This is a genomic window from Streptomyces sp. NPDC096205 (assembly GCF_044763135.1).
In the GTDB taxonomy this organism is placed as follows: domain Bacteria; phylum Actinomycetota; class Actinomycetes; order Streptomycetales; family Streptomycetaceae; genus Streptomyces.
Map to the genome: position 1 here is coordinate 111,659 of NZ_JBIWFS010000014.1, position 22,043 is coordinate 133,701.

Annotated in this window: 13 protein-coding genes; 10 read left to right on the plus strand and 3 right to left on the minus strand. The window is 72.3% G+C overall.

What is annotated here, in order from left to right; genetic code table 11:
• The first annotated feature begins 158 nt into the window (after positions 1 to 158).
• The 6 genes from ACIQ6Y_RS38440 (at position 159) to ACIQ6Y_RS38465 (ending at position 11,664) form a co-directional block, all read left to right on the plus strand.
• Positions 159 to 3,359, plus strand: a complete 3,201-nt coding sequence (locus ACIQ6Y_RS38440; protein WP_404047377.1) for an FHA domain-containing protein — start codon at positions 159 to 161, stop codon at positions 3,357 to 3,359.
• A gap of 555 nt (positions 3,360 to 3,914) precedes the next feature.
• The gene (locus tag ACIQ6Y_RS38445; protein ID WP_404047278.1) at positions 3,915 to 5,300 is read left to right on the plus strand and encodes an ABC transporter substrate-binding protein; all 1,386 of its coding nucleotides are present in this window, start codon (positions 3,915 to 3,917) and stop codon (positions 5,298 to 5,300) included.
• Positions 5,301 to 5,307: 7 nt separating this feature from the next.
• On the plus strand, positions 5,308 to 6,657 hold the full coding sequence (locus tag ACIQ6Y_RS38450) for a carbohydrate ABC transporter permease (protein WP_404047281.1): 1,350 nt from the start codon (positions 5,308 to 5,310) through the stop codon (positions 6,655 to 6,657).
• Positions 6,654 to 7,511 (plus strand): carbohydrate ABC transporter permease, encoded by an 858-nt coding sequence (locus ACIQ6Y_RS38455; protein ID WP_404047284.1) that lies wholly within the window; start codon positions 6,654 to 6,656, stop codon positions 7,509 to 7,511. The genes ACIQ6Y_RS38450 and ACIQ6Y_RS38455 overlap by 4 nt, the downstream gene beginning before the upstream one ends.
• Before the next feature lie 125 nt (positions 7,512 to 7,636).
• Positions 7,637 to 9,910 (plus strand): CDP-glycerol glycerophosphotransferase family protein, encoded by a 2,274-nt coding sequence (locus ACIQ6Y_RS38460; protein WP_404047287.1) that lies wholly within the window; start codon positions 7,637 to 7,639, stop codon positions 9,908 to 9,910.
• Positions 9,911 to 10,110: 200 nt separating this feature from the next.
• Positions 10,111 to 11,664: a hypothetical protein gene (locus ACIQ6Y_RS38465; protein WP_404047290.1), complete on the plus strand. Its 1,554-nt coding sequence runs from the start codon at positions 10,111 to 10,113 to the stop codon at positions 11,662 to 11,664.
• 48 nt (positions 11,665 to 11,712) lie between these two features.
• Here ACIQ6Y_RS38465 and ACIQ6Y_RS38470 read toward each other — a convergent pair whose 3' ends face one another.
• Positions 11,713 to 12,126: an organic hydroperoxide resistance protein gene (locus tag ACIQ6Y_RS38470; protein ID WP_404047293.1), complete on the minus strand. Its 414-nt coding sequence runs from the start codon at positions 12,124 to 12,126 to the stop codon at positions 11,713 to 11,715.
• A 156-nt stretch (positions 12,127 to 12,282) separates the two neighbouring features.
• Here ACIQ6Y_RS38470 and ACIQ6Y_RS38475 point away from each other — a divergent pair, with 156 nt between their 5' ends.
• Together ACIQ6Y_RS38475 and galE are read left to right on the plus strand one after the other, a co-directional pair.
• Positions 12,283 to 12,789 carry a MarR family winged helix-turn-helix transcriptional regulator gene (locus ACIQ6Y_RS38475; RefSeq protein ID WP_404047296.1) on the plus strand — a complete coding sequence of 169 codons (507 nt, stop codon included), beginning with the start codon at positions 12,283 to 12,285 and terminating at the stop codon, positions 12,787 to 12,789.
• 139 nt (positions 12,790 to 12,928) lie between these two features.
• Complete coding sequence (gene galE / locus ACIQ6Y_RS38480; RefSeq protein ID WP_404047299.1) at positions 12,929 to 13,909, plus strand: UDP-glucose 4-epimerase GalE; 981 nt, start codon at positions 12,929 to 12,931, stop codon at positions 13,907 to 13,909.
• A 155-nt stretch (positions 13,910 to 14,064) separates the two neighbouring features.
• Here galE and ACIQ6Y_RS38485 read toward each other — a convergent pair whose 3' ends face one another.
• Positions 14,065 to 14,688: a TetR/AcrR family transcriptional regulator gene (locus ACIQ6Y_RS38485; protein ID WP_404047302.1), complete on the minus strand. Its 624-nt coding sequence runs from the start codon at positions 14,686 to 14,688 to the stop codon at positions 14,065 to 14,067.
• 271 nt (positions 14,689 to 14,959) lie between these two features.
• Between ACIQ6Y_RS38485 and ACIQ6Y_RS38490 the strand changes: the two genes are divergently transcribed.
• Entirely contained in the window at positions 14,960 to 15,895 is a 936-nt protein-coding gene (locus ACIQ6Y_RS38490) for an ABC transporter permease (protein ID WP_404047305.1), read from the plus strand.
• Positions 15,888 to 16,751 (plus strand): ABC transporter ATP-binding protein, encoded by an 864-nt coding sequence (locus tag ACIQ6Y_RS38495; RefSeq protein ID WP_404047308.1) that lies wholly within the window; start codon positions 15,888 to 15,890, stop codon positions 16,749 to 16,751. The genes ACIQ6Y_RS38490 and ACIQ6Y_RS38495 overlap by 8 nt, the downstream gene beginning before the upstream one ends.
• Before the next feature lie 67 nt (positions 16,752 to 16,818).
• Here ACIQ6Y_RS38495 and ACIQ6Y_RS38500 read toward each other — a convergent pair whose 3' ends face one another.
• A complete protein-coding gene (locus tag ACIQ6Y_RS38500) occupies positions 16,819 to 21,753 on the minus strand; it encodes an NAD-glutamate dehydrogenase (RefSeq protein WP_404047311.1) in 4,935 nt (1,644 codons plus the stop codon).
• Positions 21,754 to 22,043: the final 290 nt, after the last annotated feature.

A 22,043-nucleotide genomic window follows, 5' to 3' on the forward strand; every position in this document is an offset into this window, starting at 1 on the left:
CACTTTTACGGGCAGAGCCGACCAATCAAGATCACTTCTTCCCGGGCGGCGGGCGCGTTGTCGGTGGCAGGTGCGAGGATGCGTGCAGTACTGGCCGACGTGCTCGTGTGGTGGTGGGGGGAGTCCGCGCCCGCGCGCAGAAGGGACCGCTGACGGCGATGCAGATCCGGCTGACCGTCGTAGACCCGCTGGGCCCCGCCGCCGAGGCGCGCGCCCGGGCCACGAGCCGTGACGTGCTGGTCACGGCGCCCGCGGGGACGGCCCTGGCCGCGGTGGCGTCGGCACTGGCCTCGGCGGTCTCGGGGGACGGCACCGCCGACCGGCCCGAGCGCGGCGGCTCCCCCGTGCTCTACGCCGGCGAGGAGCGCCTCGACACCCAGCGCTGCACCCTCGGCGAGCCGCCCCTGGTGGACGGCGCCGTGCTGTCGGTCGGCGCCCCCGCGGGCCCCGAGCCGCACCCGGAGGTGGACGACGCCCCGGCCCAGCTGCATGTGGTGGCCGGCCCGGACGCGGGAGGGGTCCATCTGCTGCACGGCGGCCAGGTGCGCATCGGCCGCTCCGCCGACGCGGACGTCCCCCTGGACGACCCGGACGTGTCACGGCTGCACTGCGCGGTCACGCTCGGCACCGACGGCCGTGTCACGGTCGCCGACCTCGGCTCCACCAACGGCACCGTCCTCGACGACACGCGCGTGGACACCCGCCCGGTCCGTTTCGCGCCCGGAGCGCTGCTGCGGATCGGCGAGTCGGCCCTGCGGCTGACCGCCCCGGCGTCCGGCCCCATGCCCCGGATGACGACGGCACCCGACGGCGAGGGCCACATCCGCGTGACGCCGGACCCCGAGGAGCCCGGAACGCCCGCGGTGGCTGCCACGCCGTCCCACCGGCCCGAGCCCCCGGTCGTCCCCGGCCAGGGCGGCGCCCCCCTCATCGAGCACCGCCCCTCGGCGGAGGCCGACACCCACGCCGGCCCGTTCGGCGTGGGCCGGTTCACCCAGGAGGACACCCCCCAAGGCGCCCCCGGCCGCGAGGGCGGCCGACGCCGGGGCGGACTCTCCGCCTGGGCCCGACGGCTGGCCGGCGGCAGGCCCGAGCCCGAGGACCAGACAGCGGCCCCCACGGCCTACGACGCCCAGGACGCCGACGCCCCCGCGCAGCCCACCGCACCCGGGCTGCCCGAGACCTGGCCCGACCCCGCCGCCCTGTTGCTGACCGCGCTGGGCCCCGGCCCCCGGCTCTGGGAGCGCGGCCCGGGACACCCCGAGGCCCTCACGGTCCGGCTGGGCACCGCCGACCGCACCGCACCGGACGGCTCGGGCCTGCTGCCCGCCGTGCCGGTCACCGCCGACCTGCGCGAGGCGGGCGCGCTGGGCCTGGCCGGACCGCGACCCCGCCTCGCCGGACTGGCCCGCGCGGTGCTGGCCCAGCTCGCGGCGCTGCACTCCGCGGACACCCTGGACCTGGTGCTGATCAGCACCGACCGGGCCCGGCCCGTGGCGGAGCGCACCGCCGAGTGGTCCTGGCTCGGCTGGCTGCCGCATCTGCGGCCCGGTCACGGCCAGGACTGCCGCCTGCTCCTCGCCTACGACCGCGAACAGGCCGCCGCCCGCACCGAGGAGCTCCTGCGCCGCCTGGAGGACCACCTCGCCGACCAGCGGTCGCGCGGAAGCCGCCCGGCCCCGATACCCCAGCCCGCCTCCTCCCCGCGCGCGGCGGCCCGCCGCCCCTCCTGGGCACGCGACGACGACGGCACGGACCGGGTGAGCGGCTTCCCGGGCCCGTACACCGTGGTCGTCGTGGACGGCGACCCCGGCGGGACCGGGCTGCGGGACGCGGTGGCGCGGCTGGCGGCGGAGGGCCCGCGGGCCGGCATCCATGTGCTGTGCCTGGCCGAGACGACGGCGGCCTCCCCCGCCTCCCCGGTGACCGAGACCTACGAGGCGGCCTGCGCGGTGGCGCCGGTGTTCCGCGAGTGCGGGGCCGTCGCGCTGCTCAGTGGCGATGTGGCGGGAGCCCTGCGACTGCTGCGCGTGGCCCGCACCGGCTCCAGTGGGGACCGGGCACCCGTCGGCCATGGCACCGTCGGCCGGGTGGACGCGGTGTCCGCCCCATGGGCCGAGCGGTTCGCGCGGGCCCTGGCGCCACTGCGCACCGACGGCTCCGGCGAGCGGCACCCCCGAGTGTCCGCCCCGCTGCCGCAGGCCGCGCGGCTGCTGGACGAGCTGGGCCTGGCCCGGGCCACCCCGGCGTCGCTGATGGCGCGCTGGGCCGACGCCGCCGACGACACCTCGACGCCCGGCGGCCGCGCCTCGGCGGTCCTCGGCGCCGGTCCGCGCGGCCCGGTGGTGGCCGACCTGGTGACGGACGGACCGCACCTGCTGGTCGAGGGACCCTCCGGCAGCGGCCGTACCGAGCTGCTGCGGGCGGTCGTCGCCTCGCTCGCGGCGGCCGAGCGTCCCGACCGGCTGAGCATCGTCCTCATGGACGGCCGCGACACCGTCGGCGCGGGCAGCGGCCACGGCGACGGGCTGCACGTATGCACGGACGTCCCGCACGTCACCACCCACCTGCTGGCCAACGACCCCGTCCGCATGCGCGATTTCGCCCAGTCCCTGACCGCCGAGCTCAAGCGGCGCGCCGAGCTGCTCGGCCAGGAGGACTTCGCCGCCTGGCACACCCGGCAGCAGCTCTCCGGCCGCCTGGTCGCCCAGCGCACCGCACCGGCGGCGACCCACGCACGCGCCCACACCGCCTCGACGTCCGGCGCCGCAGACCTCGACACCCCGCCCAGCTCCACCCTCCGGCTCCGCCCCGCCGCGGCCCGCCGGACCACGGACGTACCCCCGCCCCTGCCCCGCCTCGTGGTCGTCGTCGACGACCTGGACGCCCTGGTCTCCCCCGCCCTGGGCTCCCCCGGCCGCCCCGCCGCCGGGTCCGTGATGCGGGCCCTGGAGGCGGTGGCCCGCGACGGCGAGCGCCTCGGCGTGCACCTCGTCGCGGCGACCGCCCCCGGCGGCCGTACGGCCGAGACGGAACCGGCCCGCCGGGCCGCTCTGCGCGTCACGCTGGACGCACCCACACCCGGGCCGGACGAACCCGCACCCGGCCGAGGCCGGCTGACCTGCGCGGACGGCCGCACAACGCCGTTCCAGGGGGGCCGCGTCACCGGCCGCATCCCCCGTACGGCGACCCTGCGCCCGACGGTCGTCCCGCTGGACTGGGAGCGCATGGGCGACCCCCCGACCCGCCGCCCCGTCCGCGAGCTCGGCAACGGCCCCACCGACCTGGCCCTCCTCGCCAGCGCCCTCCAACGCGCCACCCGCGAGGTCGCAGCCCCCGAGGTACCGTCCCTGCTCTGACCGTGCCGCCGTACGCGACCGCGGCCCGCCCTGGGCTGGTCGCGCAGTTCCCCGCGCCCCTGAGGACGTGGGCCGTCCCCGCCGTATGCGACCGCGGGCCGCCGTCGGCTGATCGCGCAGTTCCCCGCGCCCCTTAAGGCACGACCGCCAGCCACGTACGAAGGCAAGGGAATACAGCCAGCCGCGCACGGCGGGACGGGTCCACGAATGGTGGGCATTGCAGCCAGCCGCGTACGGCGGGAAGGGGACGGGACGGGGGGTTGTCCGCCCGCAGCGGCCGGCGGAAACCCCGAGCACCTCTCTGAGGGACCAGATCGCCGGACCGAGGACGGACAACCCCCCGGCCCGGCCCCGACCCACAACCAAACCGAACGCGCTACAGCAACCCCCACCGGAGCCGCGCAGGCCGCCGCAGGCATCTGCCCCCCGTCACGACGCGGTCACGATCACCTGGTTGACACGACGCGTGCACTTGCCGACCTCCCGGACCCGGCGTAGACCAGAGCCCACGGACAGCGTTCGGACGTTCGACGAGGAACGAAGAACGGGGCAGTGATGCGCAGCACGAGCAACACGATCCGGACACGCAGGACGGCCAGGGCCGCCACGGCCCTCCTCGCGGGAGCGCTCGCGTTCTCGCTGACGTCCTGCGGTGACAACGACAGCGACGACGGCCAGGAGGGCGTCGGCAACACCCAGGAGTCCCCCTCCCCCTCCACCGTCACCCTCCCCAAACTGGACGGCGAGAGCCTCGAGGTCGCCGCCGTATGGACCGGCCCCGAGCAGGCCAACTTCAAGAAAGTCCTGGCGGAGTTCGAGAAGAGAACCGGCGCGAAGGTGACCTTCGTCCCCGCGCAGGACCCGATCATCAACTTCCTCGGCTCGAAGATCGCGGGCGGCGCACCGCCGGACATCGCGATCCTCCCGCAGGTCGGCGCGATCAAGCAGGCCGTCGACAAGGGCTGGGCCACACCGGTCGGCCCGGAGGCCCAGGAGCAGCTGAAGAAGAACTACTCACAGGGCTGGCAGGACCTCGGCAAGGTCGACGGCAAGCAGTACGGCGTCTACTACAAGGCCGCCAACAAGTCCCTGATCTGGTACAACGCGCCGGTGTTCGAGAACGCGGGCGCCGAGGAGCCCAAGACCTGGGACGAGCTGCTGACGACCGCGCAGACGGTCTACGACTCGGGGGTGACCCCGTTCTCGATCGGCGGCGCGGACGGCTGGACGCTCACGGACTGGTTCGAGAACGTCTATCTCTCGCAGGCAGGCCCGGAGAAGTACGACCAGCTCGCCAAGCACGAGATCAAGTGGACGGACCCGTCCGTGAAGGACGCCCTGTCCAAGCTCGCGGAGATCTGGGGCAAGAAGGACTATGTGGCGGGCGGCGCGGCGGGCGCGCTGCAGACGGAGTTCCCGGCCTCCGTCACGCAGACCTTCACCGGAGGTGACCAGCCGAAGGCGGCCATGGTCTACGAGGGCGACTTCGTGCAGGTCAACATCGCGGAGACGGACGCGAAGGTCGGCGAGCAGGCCAAGGTGTTCCCGTTCCCGGCGGTCGGTGAGACCGCGCCGGTGGTGTCCGGCGGCGACGCGGCGGTGATCCTGGACGACTCCAAGGCGGCGCAGGCGCTGGCCACCTTCCTGGCCTCCCCGGACGCGGCGACGATCCAGGCGGGCCTGGGCGGCTACCTCTCGCCGAACAAGAACGTCGACCCGTCGGCGTATCCGAACGCGGTGCAGCAGGAGATGGCGAAGGCCCTGATCGCGGCCGGTGACGACTTCCGCTTCGACATGTCCGACCAGGCGCCGCAGGCGTTCGGCGGCACGCCCGGCAAGGGCGAGTGGAAGGCGCTGCAGGACTTCCTGAAGAACCCGAAGGACATCGCGGGAACGCAGGCGACCCTGGAGGCGGACGCGGCCAAGGCATTCGGAAACTGAGCCGGCGATGGTGACGGCACCGGCGGCAGGGGTCCCTGAGACCCCTGCCGCCCCTGGTAAGCAGCGCAAGAGCGTGACCGGCACCCGCAGAACCGTGGCAGTGCTCTTCCTGCTGCCCGCGCTGGTGCTGCTCGGCGCGCTCGTGGTCTACCCGATCGGGTACTCGATCTTCCGCAGCTTCTACGACCAGTCCGGCGACTCCTTCGCCGGCATCGACAACTACAAGGCGCTCTTCACGGACGACGGCATCCGTACCGCGCTGAAGAACAACGTCATCTGGGTGGTGTTCGCGCCGACGGTGGCCACCGCGCTGGGCCTGATCTTCGCGGTGCTCACCGAACGGGTGCGCTGGGGCACGGCGTTCAAGCTGGTCGTCTTCATGCCGATGGCGATCTCCATGCTGGCCGCGGGCATCATCTTCCGCCTGGTGTACGACCAGGACCCGGACAAGGGCGTGGCGAACGCGGTGTGGGTGGGCGTGCACGACACGTTCGCGCAGGCGTCGGCGTTCCCGAAGGCGCACCCGGGCCGTGAGTCGCCGCTGGAGCCCGCGGGCGGCGGGGCGTTCGTCACCAGGGACCCGGTGCGCGCGGGCACCCCGGTCTCCCTGCCGCTGGTCGGCGTCCCGCCCGACCAGATGCCCGGCGGCGCGGAGCGGGCCGCCGCACCGAAGGCCGACCCGGGCAAGGTCACCGGCACGACCTGGCAGGACTTCACCCGCGGCAAGGGCGTCGGCACCCTCGGCAAGCCCGACCCGGCCGAGGTCGGCTATCCGGGGATGCGCATCGAGGCGGTCAAGGACGGCAAGGTGGTGGCGTCCACGAAGGCGGCCGACGACGGCTCGTTCACGCTGCCCGAGGAGGCGGACGGGGCGCTGCTGCGGCTGCCGGCGAGCAACTTCAAGGAGGCGTACAACGGTCTGGACTGGCTCGGCCCGTCGCTGGTGACGCCCGCGATCATCGGGTCGTACATCTGGATGTGGGCGGGTTTCGCGATGGTGCTGATCGCGGCGGGGCTCGCGGGCATTCCGCGGGATCTGCTGGAGGCGGCGCGGGTGGACGGCGCCAACGAGTGGCAGGTGTTCCGCCGGGTCACGGTGCCGCTGCTGGCGCCCGTGCTCGCGGTGGTCGCCGTCACCCTGATGATCAATGTGCTGAAGGTGTTCGACCTGGTCTTCATCATCGCGCCGGGCTCCTCGCAGGACGACGCGAACGTGCTGGCGCTGGAGCTGTACCGCAAGGGCTTCTCGGAGGACCAGCCGGGCATCGCCAGCGCCATCGCGGTGTTCCTGCTGCTGCTGGTGATCCCGGTGATGTGGTTCAACGTGCGCAGGCTCAGGCGGGAGGTGCGGCGATGACGGCCAAGTCCCTGGGCGGCAGGCTCGTCGGATGGGTCAGCGGCAGTCTGGTGCGGGTGTTCCTGATCGTCGTGGGCCTGTTCTGGCTGGTGCCGACGCTCGGTCTGCTGCTGTCCTCGCTGCGCTCGCCGGAGGACATGAACGCCAGCGGCTGGTGGACGGTGTTCACCGAGCCCGCGCAGCTCACCGTGGACAGCTACGACAAGCTCCTGAACAACAGCGACATCACCGACTCGATCGTCAACACCGTACTGATCACGGTCCCGGCGACGATCCTGGTGGTCGTCGTCGCGGCCCTCGCGGGTTACGCGTTCGCGTGGATGGAGTTCCCGGGCCGCGACTGGTGGTTCCTGGCGGTGGTGGGGCTGCTGGTGGTGCCGGTGCAGGTGGCGCTGATCCCGATCGCCGAACTGTTCGGCAAGATCGGCCTGTTCGGGTCGATCCTCGGGGTGGTGCTGTTCCATGTCGGGTTCGGTCTGCCGTTCGCGGTGTTCCTGCTGCGGAACTTCTTCGCGGAGATCCCCCGCGAGCTGCTGGAGGCGGCCCGCCTGGACGGCGCCGGTGAACTGCGGCTGTTCGCGCGGGTGGTGATGCCGCTGGCGGCCCCGGCGATCGCGAGCCTCGCCATCTTCCAGTTCCTGTGGGTGTGGAACGACATGCTGGTGGCGCTGGTGTTCACCGACGCGGGCAGCCAGCCCATCACGGTCGCGCTGCAGACGCAGGTCCGGCAGTTCGGCAACAACATCGACGTGCTGGCGCCGGGCGCGTTCATCTCGATGGTGATCCCGCTGGTCGTGTTCTTCGCGTTCCAGCGTCAGTTCGTGTCGGGCGTGATGGCCGGAGCGGTGAAGTAGCCGGTGCGGGGCGGGACTTCACGGTCCCGCCCTCCACCTCCCCCCGTATGGCGTACACGGCGTAACCCCGTCACTCCATCGGCCGTTCCCGGGCAGAACGCCCGCGCCGACCCATGGATGTTCCGTTGCCCAGGTTCAGTGTCATCGTCCCCGCGTACAAGGTTCAGGCGTATCTGCACGCCTGCCTGGAATCGGTCCTGTCCCAGTCGTACGGCGATCTCGAACTGGTCGTCGTGGACGACTGCTCGCCGGACGCCTGCGGGGCGGTCCTCGACGAGGTGGCGGCCCGTGATCCACGGGTGCGGCCGGTGCGGCTGCGGGAGAACGCGGGGCCCGGCCCGGCCCGCAACGCGGGGATGGAGGTGGCGACCGGCGACTATCTGCTGTTCCTGGACGGCGACGACACCCTCGCCCCGGGCGCGCTGCTGGCGCTCGCGGACCGCCTGAAGGAGACCGGTGAGCCGGATGTGCTGGTGCACGACTTCGCGCGCGTCGACTGGACCGGGGAGCACGTGCGCGACGAGCCGGCCGGGCAGCTCACCGAGCGCGGCCCGGCCCCGTTCCGCCTGGAGGACCGGCCGGGACTGCTGCGGATGCCGCCGGCCGCCTGGGACAAGGCCTGCCGACGGGAGTTCGTCGAGCGCGAGGGCCTCACCTTCCCGCCGGGCTGGTACGAGGACACGCCCTGGACGGGGCAGGTACTGACGGCGGCCGAGTCGATCGCGACGCTGGACCGGGTGTGCGTGCTGCACCGGCAGCGCCGGCACGGCGCCCTCCGGTCGGCCATGAGCGAGCGGCACTTCGACCTCTTCGAGCAGTACGACCGGCTCTTCGCGCATCTCGACACGCGGCCCGAACTCGCCCAGTGGCGCCCGGTGTTGTTCCGCGGCATGGTCGACCGGCTGGCGTCGGTGTTCCGCTGCCCCGACCGGCTGCCTCGCGGCAGCCGGCCTGAGTTCCTGCGCCGGGCCCGCGCCCACTACCGCCGCCACCGCACCCCGGGCGGCGGCCCCCTGGCGCTGCGCGCCCGGCTGCGGCACGCCCTGGTCCGCCGCGGCGCCCACCGCACCTACCGGGCCCTGCTCCTGGGCGGCCGCCTGGCCCGCCGCACGGCCCGGCTCGCGGCCCGCCTCGGCAGGGCGTTCGGCTCGGCCGCCCTCCAGCTGCACTACCGCGTCCAGCTCGGGCTGCCCGTACGCGCGGACCGGGCGGTGTTCGCCGCGTACGAGGGCCGGGGCCACTCCTGCAACCCGGGCGCGCTGGAGGCGGCCTTCCGCGAGCTGGCCCCGCACATCCGCACGGCCTGGATCGCCCGCCCCGAGCACCACCACACCGTCCCGCCCGGCGTCCGCAGGCTGACCCCGGGCACAGCCGCGTACTGGACGGCGCTGGCCCGCTCCAAGTACCTGGTGGACAACGGCGGCTTCGAGCGCCGCCCGGCCAAGCGCCCCGGCCAGGTGTTCGTGCAGACGCAGGCCGGCACCCCGCTCAAGCACATGGGCCTGGACCTGCGCGAACGCCCCGCCGCCGCGCGCGGCACGGACTTCGGGCGGCTGGCCGGGCACGTCGACACCTGGGACTACGTCCTGTCCGCCAACCGCCACACCACCCTGACCTGGGAGCGCGTCTATCCGGGCCGCTACACCACGCTGGAGTACGGCTACCCGCGCAACGACGTCTTCCAGCAGGCGACCTCGGCGGACGTGACCCGGCTGCGGGAGTCCCTGGGCGTCCCGCCCGGCTCGGTGGCGATCCTGTACGCGCCCACGCACCGCGACTACCGCCGCACCCGGGCGACCACCCTGGACCTGGAGCGCGTCCTGCGGCGCCTGGGCCCGCGGTTCGTGGTCCTCGCCCGCGCCCACCCCGCGCAGCCGGGCCCGCTGGGCGGCAACGGGGCCGCGCGCGTCATCGACGTCAGCGACCACCCGAGCGTCGAGAAGCTGTGCCTGGCCTCGGACGCGCTGGTCACCGACTACTCGTCGATCATGTTCGACTACGCCAACCTCGACCGGCCCATCGTGATCCACGCCGAGGACCGGGAGGCCTACGAGGCCGCCCGCGGCACCTACTTCGACCTGCGGTCCTTCCCGCCGGGCGCGGTCGCTCGCAGCGAGGACGAGCTGATCGACATCTTCGCGACCGGGCACTGGCGCGGCTCCCGCTCGGCCCAGCTGCGTGCGGCCTTCCGCGAGCGGTTCTGCCCGTACGACGACGGACGCGCGGCCGAGCGGGTCGTACGCCGTGTCGTGCTGGGCTTCGAGGAGGCGGACCTGCCGCCCGTGGTGCCGCTGGAGGCGCGCCGTCCCGTGCCGTCGGCGGCCGCCTCGTCCGCGCGCTCGCCCCTCGCGACCGTTCCGCGGCCTTCCGGTCCGCTCACCGTCACCGACCGCAGCTGACCTCCTGGGAGTGCGTATGCTCCGCAGTTCGTCGCGGCCGACCCCGTCGCGGCCGTCCACCTGGCGGCCCTCGGGACGGCCGGGCGGCTCGTCGCCCCGTTCCCGCTCGCCTCACTCGATGGGGTGAGTCACGGCAGTGCCGTTGACCCACTCGGGTATATACGGCGAATGCGCCTCACGCCCCGTTCTGCGACCGCCCGGTGAGCGCCGGAGTCCTGACCGGCCGGCCCGCCCGCGGCGCCACGGCCCTGCGCGGCGGCCGGCTGTGGCGGCCGACCCCGTACCAGGTGTTCGGGTTCCTGTTCTGGCTGGTGATGACGCTGGCGTACTGGCGCGTCCCGCTGTGCTGCGACGCGGGCCTGCACGCGGCGGTCGTCGAACGCCTCACGGCCGACCTGCTCGATCCGCGCCATCCGGTGGCCGACCTGCCCGGCGCGGGCAGCCCCTTCTACTCGCCGTACGCGATCGCCCAGGGCGTGTTCGCGCGGCTGACGGGGCTGTCCGGCTGGGAGACGGTCCGGCTCGCCGGTCCGCTGAACCTGCTGGTGGTGCTGACGGGGCTGGGCCGCTTCGTGCGGATGCTCACGCCCCGCCCCTGGGCGCCGGTGCTCGCGCTGGGCGCGGTGACGCTGCTGTGGGGCACCGAGCGGGCCTGGTGGAGCGGCTTCCTGGGCCTGATGCCGATGAGCGGCAATCTCGCCGACCCGTCGGCGTTCGCGATCGGCCTCGCCTTCTGGGCCTGGGCGCTGACGGGGACGCGCGCCCTGGACACGGCCCGGGTGCGGTTCGTCGGGCCGCGCGGGCTGCCGAGCCTGACCGGCTACGCGGGCCTGGGTCTGCTCTACGGCCTGATCGCGCTGGTCCACCCGATCATCTCGGTCGCCGCGCCGGCGGGCGGCGCGGCGACGGTCGCCGGCCGGCAGCGCGGGTGGGGCGCGGCCGTGGCGGGCCGCTGGGCACTGACCGGCGCGGTGGCGGCGGGGACCGCACTGAGCTGGCCGTACTTCGATGTGTGGGAGGCGTTCGTCTCAGCCGGGCACGGGCAGCCGTACGAGGACCTGTTCGGCCGCTTCTGGCTCGCGCTCGCGGTGGGCCTGCCCGCGCTGTGGCTGCGGTGGCGGCGCGGCGGACGGCGTGACCCGCTGGTGCTGATGTTCGCGCTGGACTGCCTGGTGGTGGCGTACGGCCGGCTCAGCGGCCACCACGCCTACGGCGGCATCCTCGGACTCGCCCTGGTCCCGCTGCAGTTCGCGCTCGCGATCGAGCTCGCGGCGCCCCGGCCCTGGCCGGTGTGGCGGCGCCTGCTGGGCTCGGGCGCGGCGGTGGCGGCCTGCGCGGGCTTCCTCACCGTGCACGCCGGGGCGGTCGTCCCGCGCTCGCTGGACCCCGTCGGCTTCGACCAGCCGCCGCGCGGACCGTCGTACGACTGGGCGGCGCAGTACGTCCGCCCCCGCGAAGTCGTGCTGACCGGGGACCTGCGCGCCGCCCACGCGCTCGCCGGACACGGCGCGAACCTCGTCGCGCCCGCCCGGCCGGACCCGGCGCTCGACGAGCGCGTACGGCGGCGGATGCTGGCGGACGTCCACGCGTACCTCGCCGACGACTCGACCCGCGCCGGGCGCTCCGCCGTCGTCCGGCGCCACCATGTGCGGTGGCTGCTGCTCACACCCCGGCACACGGTGCCCGAGGAGGCCGTGGTGGTGGCGTGGAGCGAGCGGACGGGAGAGGTGCTGGCGCGGGTCGGGGGCGGCTGACCGGGGATCACCCGATGCACCGGACCGGGACTGTTCGACGGGCCGGGATTACTCGATGACGAGCTCGACGTCGATGTTGCCGCGGGTGGCGTTGGAGTAGGGGCAGACCTGGTGGGCGGCCTCGACCAGCTTGCGACCGGTGGGCTCGTCCAGGTGCGCGGGCAGCTCGACGCGGAGGGTGACGGCGAGGCCGAAGCCCTCGCCCTGCTTGCCGATGCCGACCTCGGCGGTGACGGCGGCGTCGCTGACGTCGACCTTGGCCTGGCGGCCGACGAGGCCCAGGGCGCTGCCGAAGCAGGCGGCGTACCCGGCGGCGAAGAGCTGCTCGGGGTTGGTGCCCTGACCGTTGCCGCCCAGCTCCACCGGCATGGCGAGAGCGAGGTCGATCTTGCCGTCGGAGGAGACGGCACGGCCCTCGCGGCCGTGGGTGGCGGTGGCGACTGCGGTGTAGAGCGCGTCCATGGATGAACCATCCCTCTCGGAGAAGTCGTGCCGGTGGGTTCCGGTGGTTTCGACGGCTTGGTCGGCCGCCTCACGACGACAAGTAGAGCACACAACTTAGATGGGCACAACTTGGTTGTGCACAATTAAATAGGAGCCAAGCGCTACCCTGGAGCCATGACCCCGACACCGGCCGCCGACCAGGAGGACTGGCTCCGCCTGGACAGCCAGATCTGCTTCTCCCTGCACGCCGCCTCACGCGCCTTCAACGGCGTCTACCGCGTGATCCTCAAGGACCTCGGCCTGACCTACCCCCAGTACCTGGTGATGCTGGTCCTCTGGGAACGGGGCGAGCAGCCGGTCAAGAAGCTCGGCGAACACCTGCGCCTCGACTCCGGCACCCTCTCCCCGCTCCTCAAGCGCCTGGAGGCAGCCGGCCTGGTCCGCCGCGAGCGCAGCGCCCGCGACGAGCGCTCGGTGGAGGTCCGCCTCACCGAGGAGGGCGAGTCCCTGCGCGAACGGGCCCTCGCCGTGCCGCGCCGCATCGTCGAGGCGACGGGCTTCGACCTTGCGGAGATCCGCGAACTGCGGGAGCGGTTGGACCGGCTGACGGGCGCGCTGGACGCGGCGGCCGAGCAGGAGGGGGCGTCGGCTTCGGCTTCAGCGGCGCCAGCCGGACACTGAGTGCGTCGATGCGGGCACGAGGAGTGACATTCGGGAGTCATGCGGGCGCGTCGGCTGGTTGACTGTGGGGCGGGGGAAGCACGACAGCCCTCAGTGGGACATGACGGGTCCTCAGGGGACACGACGAGGGGACGGCCGTATGACGTGGCTGATCACCGGCGGCGCCGGATACATCGGGGCGCACGTCGTGCGTGCGCTGCGCGCGGCGGGCGAGGAGGCGGTGGCGTACGACGACCTGTCGTCGGGCATCGCCGAGCGGCTGCCGCGGGAGGTGCCCCTGGTGGTGGGCTCGACGCTGGACGGTGAGCGGCTGCGCGAGGTACTGACCGGGCACGAGGTCACAGGAGTCGTCCATCTGGCGGCGAAGAAGCAGGTCGGCGAGTCGATGGACCGCCCCCTGCACTACTACCGGCAGAACGTGGAGGGCCTGCGGGTGCTCCTGGAGGAGGTGACGGCGGCGGGGGTGCCATCCTTCGTCTTCTCGTCCTCGGCGGCGGTGTACGGCACCCCGGACACGGACCTGGTCACGGAGGAGACCCCGTGCACGCCGATGTCCCCCTACGGCGAGACCAAGCTGGTCGGCGAATGGCTGGTCCGCGCGACCGGCCGGGCGACCGGGATGTCCACGGCCTGCCTGCGCTACTTCAACGTGGCCGGGGCGGCGAGCCCGGAGCTGGCCGACGTGGGCGTGTCCAACCTGATCCCGATGGTCTTCGAGAAGCTCACCGAGAACGCCCCGCCCCGCATCTTCGGCGACGACTACCCCACCCCGGACGGCACCTGCGTCCGCGACTACATCCACGTGGTGGACCTGGCCGAGGCCCACGTGGCCGCGGCCCGCGCCCTGACCACGTCACGGGGCCGCGCCCTCACCCTGAACATCGGCCGCGGCGAGGGCGTCTCCGTCCGCGAGATGATCGACCGCATCAACGCCGTCACCGGCTACGACCGCCCACCCCTCATCACCCCCCGCCGCCCCGGCGACCCCGCCCGCGTCGTCGCCTGCGCCGACCGCATCACCCACCAACTCGGCTGGAAAGCCGGCCACGACCTCCAGGACATGATCACCTCAGCCTGGGAGGGCTGGGTACGCCTCCATCCGGAGGCGGCTCGGGTGTAAGGCCGTTCGTCGAACACCGGCGCCCGCAGCAACGAACCGTCGCCGCACGCGAAGACCAAGTGGCCTGAAAACCCCATGGGACCCCCTCATCCAGATGCTGCACGCACCTTCAGATGCTGCACGCACCTTATGAGGGGCCACTGACACTGCGCGGCCTAGAGAGCCATCAGCGCGCCGGTCGTCGCCCTCGCCAGCGCCGCCAGGTACCCCTTGGGCAGCTTCGGGCTGCGGATGACGACCGAGCGCCAGTAGAGGGGGCCGGAGATCAGGTCGAGGGCCAGCTCGTCGTCGACGCCGGTCCGGATCTCGCCCCGCCGCTCCGCCGCCGCCACGATCTTGAGGGCGACGCCCTCCTGCCCCTCCCGCAACGCCTTCTGCATCAGCTCGGCGATCTCCGGATTGCGGGCCGCCTCCGCCTGGAGGTCGGGGATGATCTGTGAAGCCACCGGATGCCGCAGGGCACGCGCCGTGACCTCGTACAGCAGCCGGAGATCCCCCTCCAGCGAGCCGGTGTCCGGCGCCGGCAGGCCCTGCACCGCGATCGCCGACACGATGTCCAGCACCAGGTGCAGCTTCGAGCGCCACCGCCGGTACACCGCCGTCTTGCCGACACCCGCCCTGCGCGCGATCCCCTCGATCGACATCCGCGCATACCCGACGGCCGCCAGCTCCTCGAAGACCGCCGCCCGGATCGCCTCCGTCACGTCCTCCCGCAGCACGGCAGCACCTGCGGGTGCCCGGCGACGCGGGCGCGGCTGGGATCCGTCGGCGTTGGTCATGCGGACAGCATAGGGCGTTGCGACGAAACGGTTGCGTCGCAACGTGGATCACGTCACGACACACCGGTCCCGTCGCGACGCCCATCCCACCACCGCGTCACGACGAACCGGCCCCGTCCCGACGCTGGCCCGCACCACCGCGTCACGACGAAACGGTTGCGTCCCGACGCCCCCTCCGCCTACGCTCGCGTTGCGACGATACGGTCCCGTCCCGACGTAAGAGCGCGGTAAGGAACCCGCCGCACCCCTCCCCCGAGCGAAAGCAGCGGATGTGAGCCAGGTCCTCCACTCACCGCCCCCCACGGCGCCCGCCCAGGCCCCCGCCCCGGCAGACGACGGCGACCTCGCGGCGCTCGCGGCGCGCCACGGGCTCACGGTCAGCGGCGCTCGCGCGTCCCTGCCCCAGTACATCCGTGAGCTGTGGGCCCGCCGTCACTTCATCGCGGCGTTCTCCACGGCCAAGCTCACCGCGCAGTACAGCCAGGCGAAGCTGGGCCAGCTGTGGCAGGTGATGACGCCGCTGCTGAACGCGGCCGTGTACTACCTGATCTTCGGCGTGCTGCTGCAGACCAAGCGAGGCGTACCGGACTACGTGCCGTTCCTGGTGACCGGCGTGTTCATCTGGACCTTCACGCAGAGCTCGATCCTGGCGGGCACGCGCGCGATCTCCGGCAACCTCGGACTGGTGCGCGCCCTGCACTTCCCGCGGGCCGCGCTGCCGATCTCGTTCTGTCTGCAGCAGTTGCAGCAGTTGCTGTTCTCGATGGCCGCGCTGGTCGTCATCCTGCTGGGCTTCGGCGTACCGCCCACCGCGTCCTGGGTCCTCGCGATCCCGGCGTTGGTGCTGCAGTTCACCTTCAATGCGGGCATGGCGATGATCCTGGCCCGCCTCGGCTCCCGGACACCGGACCTGGCGCAGCTGATGCCGTTCGTGCTGCGGACGTGGATGTACGCGTCCGGCGTGATGTTCAGCATCGACCACATCCTGCGCACCCACACCGATCTGCCGTCCTGGGTGGGCACCGTCCTGCAGGCCAACCCGACGGCCGTCTACATCGACCTGATGCGCTTCGCCCTCATCGACAGCTTCCACTCGAGCCAGCTCCCGCCGCACGTGTGGATGCTCGCGACCGGCTGGGCGCTGCTCGCCGGAGTCGGCGGCTTCATATACTTCTGGAAGGCTGAGGAGACCTACGGCCGTGGCTGAGCACACCGAAGAGAAGGTCCCCACCGTCGTCGCCGACCGCGTCGACATCGTCTACCGCGTCAACGGCACCGGCGCCGGCCGCGGTTCGGCCACCGCCGCCCTGAACCGCATCCTGCGCCGCCAGAAGACCGAGAAGGCGTCGGGCGTGCGCAAGGTGCACGCGGTGAAGAGCGTGTCCTTCGTGGCGTACAAGGGCGAGGCCGTCGGCCTGATCGGCACCAACGGCTCCGGCAAGTCCACCCTGCTCAAGGCCGTCGCCGGACTGCTCCCCGTGGAGAACGGCCGTATCTACACCGGCGGCCAGCCCTCCCTGCTCGGCGTCAACGCCGCCCTGATGAACGACCTCACCGGCGAGCGCAACATCCACCTCGGCGGCCTCGCCATGGGCATGTCCCGCGAGCAGGTCAGGGACCGCTACCAGGAGATCGTCGACTTCTCCGGCATCAACGAGAAGGGCGACTTCATCACCCTGCCCATGCGGACGTACTCCTCCGGCATGGCCGCCCGGCTGCGCTTCTCCATCGCCGCCGCCAAGGACCATGACGTCCTGCTGATCGACGAGGCCCTCGCCACCGGCGACCGCTCCTTCCAGAAGCGCTCCGAGGCCCGTATCCGCGAACTGCGCAAGCACGCGGGCACGGTGTTCCTCGTCAGCCACAACAACAAGTCCATCCGCGACACCTGCGACCGCGTGCTGTGGCTGGAGCGCGGGGAGCTGCGCATGGACGGGCCGACGGAGGAGGTCATGAAGGAGTACGAGAAGTTCACCGGCGACCCCGGGGCGAGGCCCAGGCCGAAGCCGAAGGCCGCGCAGCCGAAGCCTGCCGCCGCCACCGCACAGACCGTCTCCGCCTGAAGGCCTCACACACGAAGGCGCCCCGAGCCGCACGGCCCGGGGCGCCTTCTCCGTCATGCTGTCGCTGTTACGAGTGCGTCCGCAGCAGCGTCCTCATCGTCCGCATCGCCACCGACAGGTTGGCGAGGTCGAACATCTCCGAGCTCTGGATCTCCTCCAGGGTCGTCCGGGCGCGGCCCAGGATCGCCTGGTTCCTCTGCTCCCACAGCTTGAAGCGCTGCTCGGGAGTGGACGAGCCGTTGCCCACCGCCAGGACGTCCGCGGTGAGCGCCGCGTGGGCCGCGTACAAGTCCTCGCGGATGGCGGCACGGGCCATGGACTGCCAGCGGTCGGCGCGCGGCAGCTCGATGATGCGGTCCATGAGCCGGGTGATGCTGAGCCGGTCGGCGAGGTCGTAGTAGACCTCGGCGACGTCCAGCGGCTCCTTGCCCATGCGGTCGGCCACCGAGACGATGTCCAGCGCCGGGAAGGCCGAGGAGAACCCGGCCACGCGCGTGGCCAGCTCGTCCGGCACACCGGCCTCGGTCAGCTCGTCGTAGATCTGCTGCCACCACTCCAGATCCACGCCCTTGAGCAGCTTCGGCAGCTGCTGCCACACCTGCTCCACCCGCTCGGCGAAGAAGGCGACCGTCTCCGCGAGCTCCAGCGGCTGCGGCCGGTTGTTGAGCAGCCAGCGCGTGCCGCGCTCGACGAGGCGGCGCGAGTGCAGCCGGATGCGGGTCTGCACCGCGGCCTCGACCTGGTTGTCGAGCGCCTCGACGCCGTCCCACACCGCCGCCGAGCGGAAGATGGCCCGCGCGGCGGTCTGCGCCCGCACGATCTCCTCCAGCGACGCGCCGGTCTCCTCGCGCATCCGGTGCAGATACGTCGTACCGCCGGTGTTGACCGTGTCGTTGACCAGCACGGTCGTGGTGATCTCGCGGCGCAGCGGGTGGCTGTCGATGTGCTCGCCGAACTCCTCGCGCAGCGCGCTCGGGAAGTAGGCGTGCAGCAGCCCGCGCAGGTACGGGTCGTCCGGCAGCGTGGTGGCCAGCAGGTCCTCGGCGACCGTGATCTTCGTGTACGCCATGAGGACCGCGGTCTCCGGACCGGTCAGGCCCTGGCCGGTGCCGAGGCGCTCGCGGATCTGGCGGTCGGTGGGCAGGAACTCCAGCGCCCGGTCGAGGTGCCCCTCGCGCACCAGGTGACGCATGAAGCGCTGCTGGGCGTGGAGCATGTCCTTGGACTGGGCGAGGGCGTTGGCGATCGCGGTGTTCTGCGCGTAGTTGTTGCGCAGCACCAGACGGCCGACCTCGTCGGTCATCTCCGCGAGCAGCTTGTTGCGCTGCTTGACGGTCATGTCGCCCTCGGTGACCAGGCCGTTGAGCAGGATCTTGATGTTCACCTCGTGGTCGGAGGTGTCCACGCCCGCGCTGTTGTCGATGGCGTCGGTGTTGATCCGCCCGCCGTGCAGCGCGAACTCGATCCGGCCGAGCTGGGTCAGGCCCAGGTTGCCGCCCTCGCCGACGACCTTGACGCGCAGGTCGCTGCCGTCGACGCGGATGGCGTCGTTGGCCTTGTCGCCGACGTCGGCGTTCGACTCGTGCGACGACTTGACGTAGGTGCCGATGCCGCCGTTCCACAGCAGGTCGACCGGCGCGGCCAGGATCGCCCGCATCAGGTCGGCCGGGGTCATCTTGGCGACCTTCTCCTCGATGCCGAGGGCCTCGCGGATGTGGCCGTTGAGCTGGATGGCCTTGGCGCTGCGCGGGAAGATCCCGCCGCCCGCGGACAGCAGCTCGGTGTTGTAGTCGGCCCAGCTGGAGCGCGGCAGCTCGAACAAACGGCGGCGCTCGGCGTACGAGGTGGCCGCGTCCGGGTTCGGGTCGATGAAGATGTGCCGGTGGTCGAAGGCGGCGACCAGGCGGATGTGCTCGCTGAGCAGCATGCCGTTGCCGAACACGTCACCGGACATGTCGCCGATGCCGACGACCGTGAAGTCCTCGGACTGCGTGTCCACGCCCAGCTCGCGGAAGTGCCGCTTGACGGACTCCCAGGCGCCGCGGGCCGTGATGCCCATGCCCTTGTGGTCGTAGCCGGCCGAGCCGCCGGAGGCGAAGGCGTCGCCGAGCCAGAAGTTGTACTCCGCGGCGACCCCGTTGGCGATGTCGGAGAACGTCGCGGTGCCCTTGTCGGCGGCGACGACGAGGTAGGTGTCGTCCTCGTCGTGGCGGACCACGTCCGCCGGGGGCACGACCTCGCCCGCGACCATGTTGTCGGTGATGTCGAGCAGCGCCGAGATGAACGTCTTGTAGCTGGCGATGCCCTCCGCCAGCCACGCGTCACGGTCCACGGCCGGGTCCGGCAGCTGCTTGGCGACGAAGCCGCCCTTGGCGCCGACCGGCACGATGACGGTGTTCTTCACCATCTGCGCCTTGACCAGGCCGAGGATCTCGGTGCGGAAGTCCTCACGCCGGTCGGACCAGCGCAGACCACCGCGCGCGACCTTGCCGAAGCGCAGGTGCACGCCCTCCACCCGCGGCGAGTACACCCAGATCTCGAACGCCGGGCGCGGCGCCGGGAGGTCCGGGATGGCCTGCGGGTCGAACTTCATGGAGACGTAGTCGTGCGACCTGCCGCCCGCCGCCTCCTGGAAGAAGTTGGTGCGCAGCGTCGCCTTGATGACGGTGAGGAAGGAGCGCAGGATGCGGTCCTCGTCCAGCGAGGCGACCTGGTCGAGCGCGGCGTCCAGCTCCTCCAGGAGGGCGTCGACCAGCTCGTGTCCGGCGCGCTGCCGGTCGGGCGACATCCGCGCCTCGAACAGCGACACCAGCAGCCGGGTGGTGTGGACGTTGTCGCGGAGGGTGTCCTCCATGTAGTCCTGGCTGAAGGTGGAGCCGGCCTGCCGCAGGTACTTGGCGTACGCGCGCAGCACCATCGCCTGCCGCCAGGACAGACCGGCGCTGAGCACGAGGGCGTTGAAGCCGTCGTTCTCCGCCTTGCCGGTCCAGGTCGCGGCGAACGCCTCCTGGAAGCGCTCACGGGCGTCGTCGGCGAGGTAGTCGCCGCCCGAGCCTCCTTGCGCCTTCGGCACGCGCAGGCCGAAGTCGTAGATCCAGGCGACACTGCGGTCGGAGCAGCGCAGCTCGTAGGGCCGCTCGTCGATCACCTCGACGCCGAGCCGGTTCAGGACCGGCAGGACCGCGGACAGGGAGATCGCGTCGCCCCGGCGGTAGATCTTGAAGCGGCGCTCGTCGGGGGCGGCGCCCACCGGCTCGTAGAGGCTGAGCGCGAAGTTGTCCTGCTCGGTCAGCCGCTCCAGGTGGACGAGGTCGGCGACCGCCGCGCGCGGGCTGTGGTCGGCCTTGTAGCCCTCGGTGAAGGCGTTGTTGTAGCGGCGCAGCAGCTCGGCGGCGCGCTCCTCGCCCAGTTCGGCGTTGAGCGCGTCGGCGAAGCCGTCGGCCCAGGAGCGGGCGGCCTCGACCAGGCGCGCCTCGATGCGCTCCTTGTCGCTGTCGGACAGCTGCGGCAGCTCGGTGCCCGGCGGGACCCGGACGACGAAGTGCAGCCGGGACAGGATCGACTCGGTGTTCCAGGCGGTGAAGTCGACGCTGACGCCGCCGAGCTCCTCCTTGAGGATGTCGATGATCCGCAGCCGCACACCGGTGGTGTAGCGGTCGCGCGGGAGGTAGACCAGCGCGGAGTAGTAGCGGCCGTACTCGTCCTGGCGCAGGTACAGGCGCAGCCGGCGCCGCTCCTGGAGGTACAGCACGGACGTCGCGATGGCCCGCAGTTCGTCGACGGGCGTCTGGAACAGCTCGTCGCGCGGGTAGGTCTCCAGGATCTGCAGCAGGTCGCGGCCGTCGTGGCTGGCGGGCGAGAACCCGGCGCCCTGCAGCACCTCGTCGACCTTGCGGCGGATGACCGGCACCCGCAGCACGGACTCGGTGTAGGCGGCCGAGGAGAACAGACCGAGGAAGCGGCGCTCGCCGACGACCTCGCCGTTCTCGTCGAACTTCTTCACACCGACGTAGTCCAGGTACGACGGCCGGTGCACGGTCGCGCGGCTGTTGGCCTTGGTCAGCACCAGCAGCTTGTGCTCGCGGGCCTTGGCACGCGCGTCGGCGGGCAGCCGCTCGAAGGACGGGCTGACCGGGTGCTGGTCGTCGCCGGCGTGGTGCGGGTCGGAGCGCAGGATGCCGAGGCCGGTGCCGGGCACGGCGGCCAGGGAGTCGTCGCCGCGCAGCTGGTACTCGCGGTAGCCGAGGAACGTGAAGTGGTCGGCGGCCAGCCAGCGCAGCAGCTCGCGGGCCTCCTCGATCTCCTGGCGGCGCAGGTCGTCGGCGACCGGCTCCTCGGGCAGGCCGTCGGCGATCCGGAGCGCCGCGTCGCGCATCTTCTCCCAGTCCTCGACGGCCTCACGGACGTCGGACAGGACGCGCAGCAGGTCGGCGGTGATCTGCTTGAGGTCGGAGCGGTCGGTCTCGCGGTCGATCTCGACGTGGATCCAGGATTCGACGTGCGCGTCGTGCGGCAGATCGCCGGTCGACGGCTTGCCGAGGACCTCGATGAGCTTGCCGGTCACGTCTCGGCGGACGACGACCAAGGGGTGGATCACCACATGGATGCCGCGGCCCTGACGGGTCAGCTCGTTGGTGACGGAGTCCACGAGGAACGGCATGTCGTCGGTGACGACCTCGACGACGGAGTGGCTGCACATCCAGCCGTTCTCCTCGACCGTCGGGGTGTGCACGCGCACGTTGGCCGTGCCCTGAGGGCGGTTCTCGGCCAGTCGGTAGTGCGAGTAGGCGGCTCCGAAGACATCGACCGGGTCACGGTCGGTGAGGTCCTCCGGGGCGGTGTGCAGGTAGTAGCGCTGGAGGAACGAGAGCACAGCGGCCCGGTCCGGGGTGCCGTGTTCCGTCGTCCCAGTCGGTAGGTTCCCCCCGACCGGGCTGTTCTCAGCTACCCGGGCAGCCCGATCGAGCAGCTCGGCCTTGGCTTCGTCCAGCTTGGTCTGCATTGTCCTCTGACTCCTGTCGCGCGCCGTTGCGTGACGTTGAAGGATGTACGGTCTCTCCCCCTCCGGACCTGCGCCGCGACGCGGGGTGTCCGGTCTGCTTCGACGCAGTGCCGCAAAGGGAGAAGAGCGGAAGGCCGACAGTCGACACCGACGCCCCCATAGGACCCGGGTAGCCCGAAAGACCGGAACGATCACATGGACCGAAGCGATCGAAGGGACACGGCACCGCTGTCGGCGCCGCCTGGATCCGGGGAGTGTGCGGCGTCCTGGGGGCCGCCATGGCCCCGGCC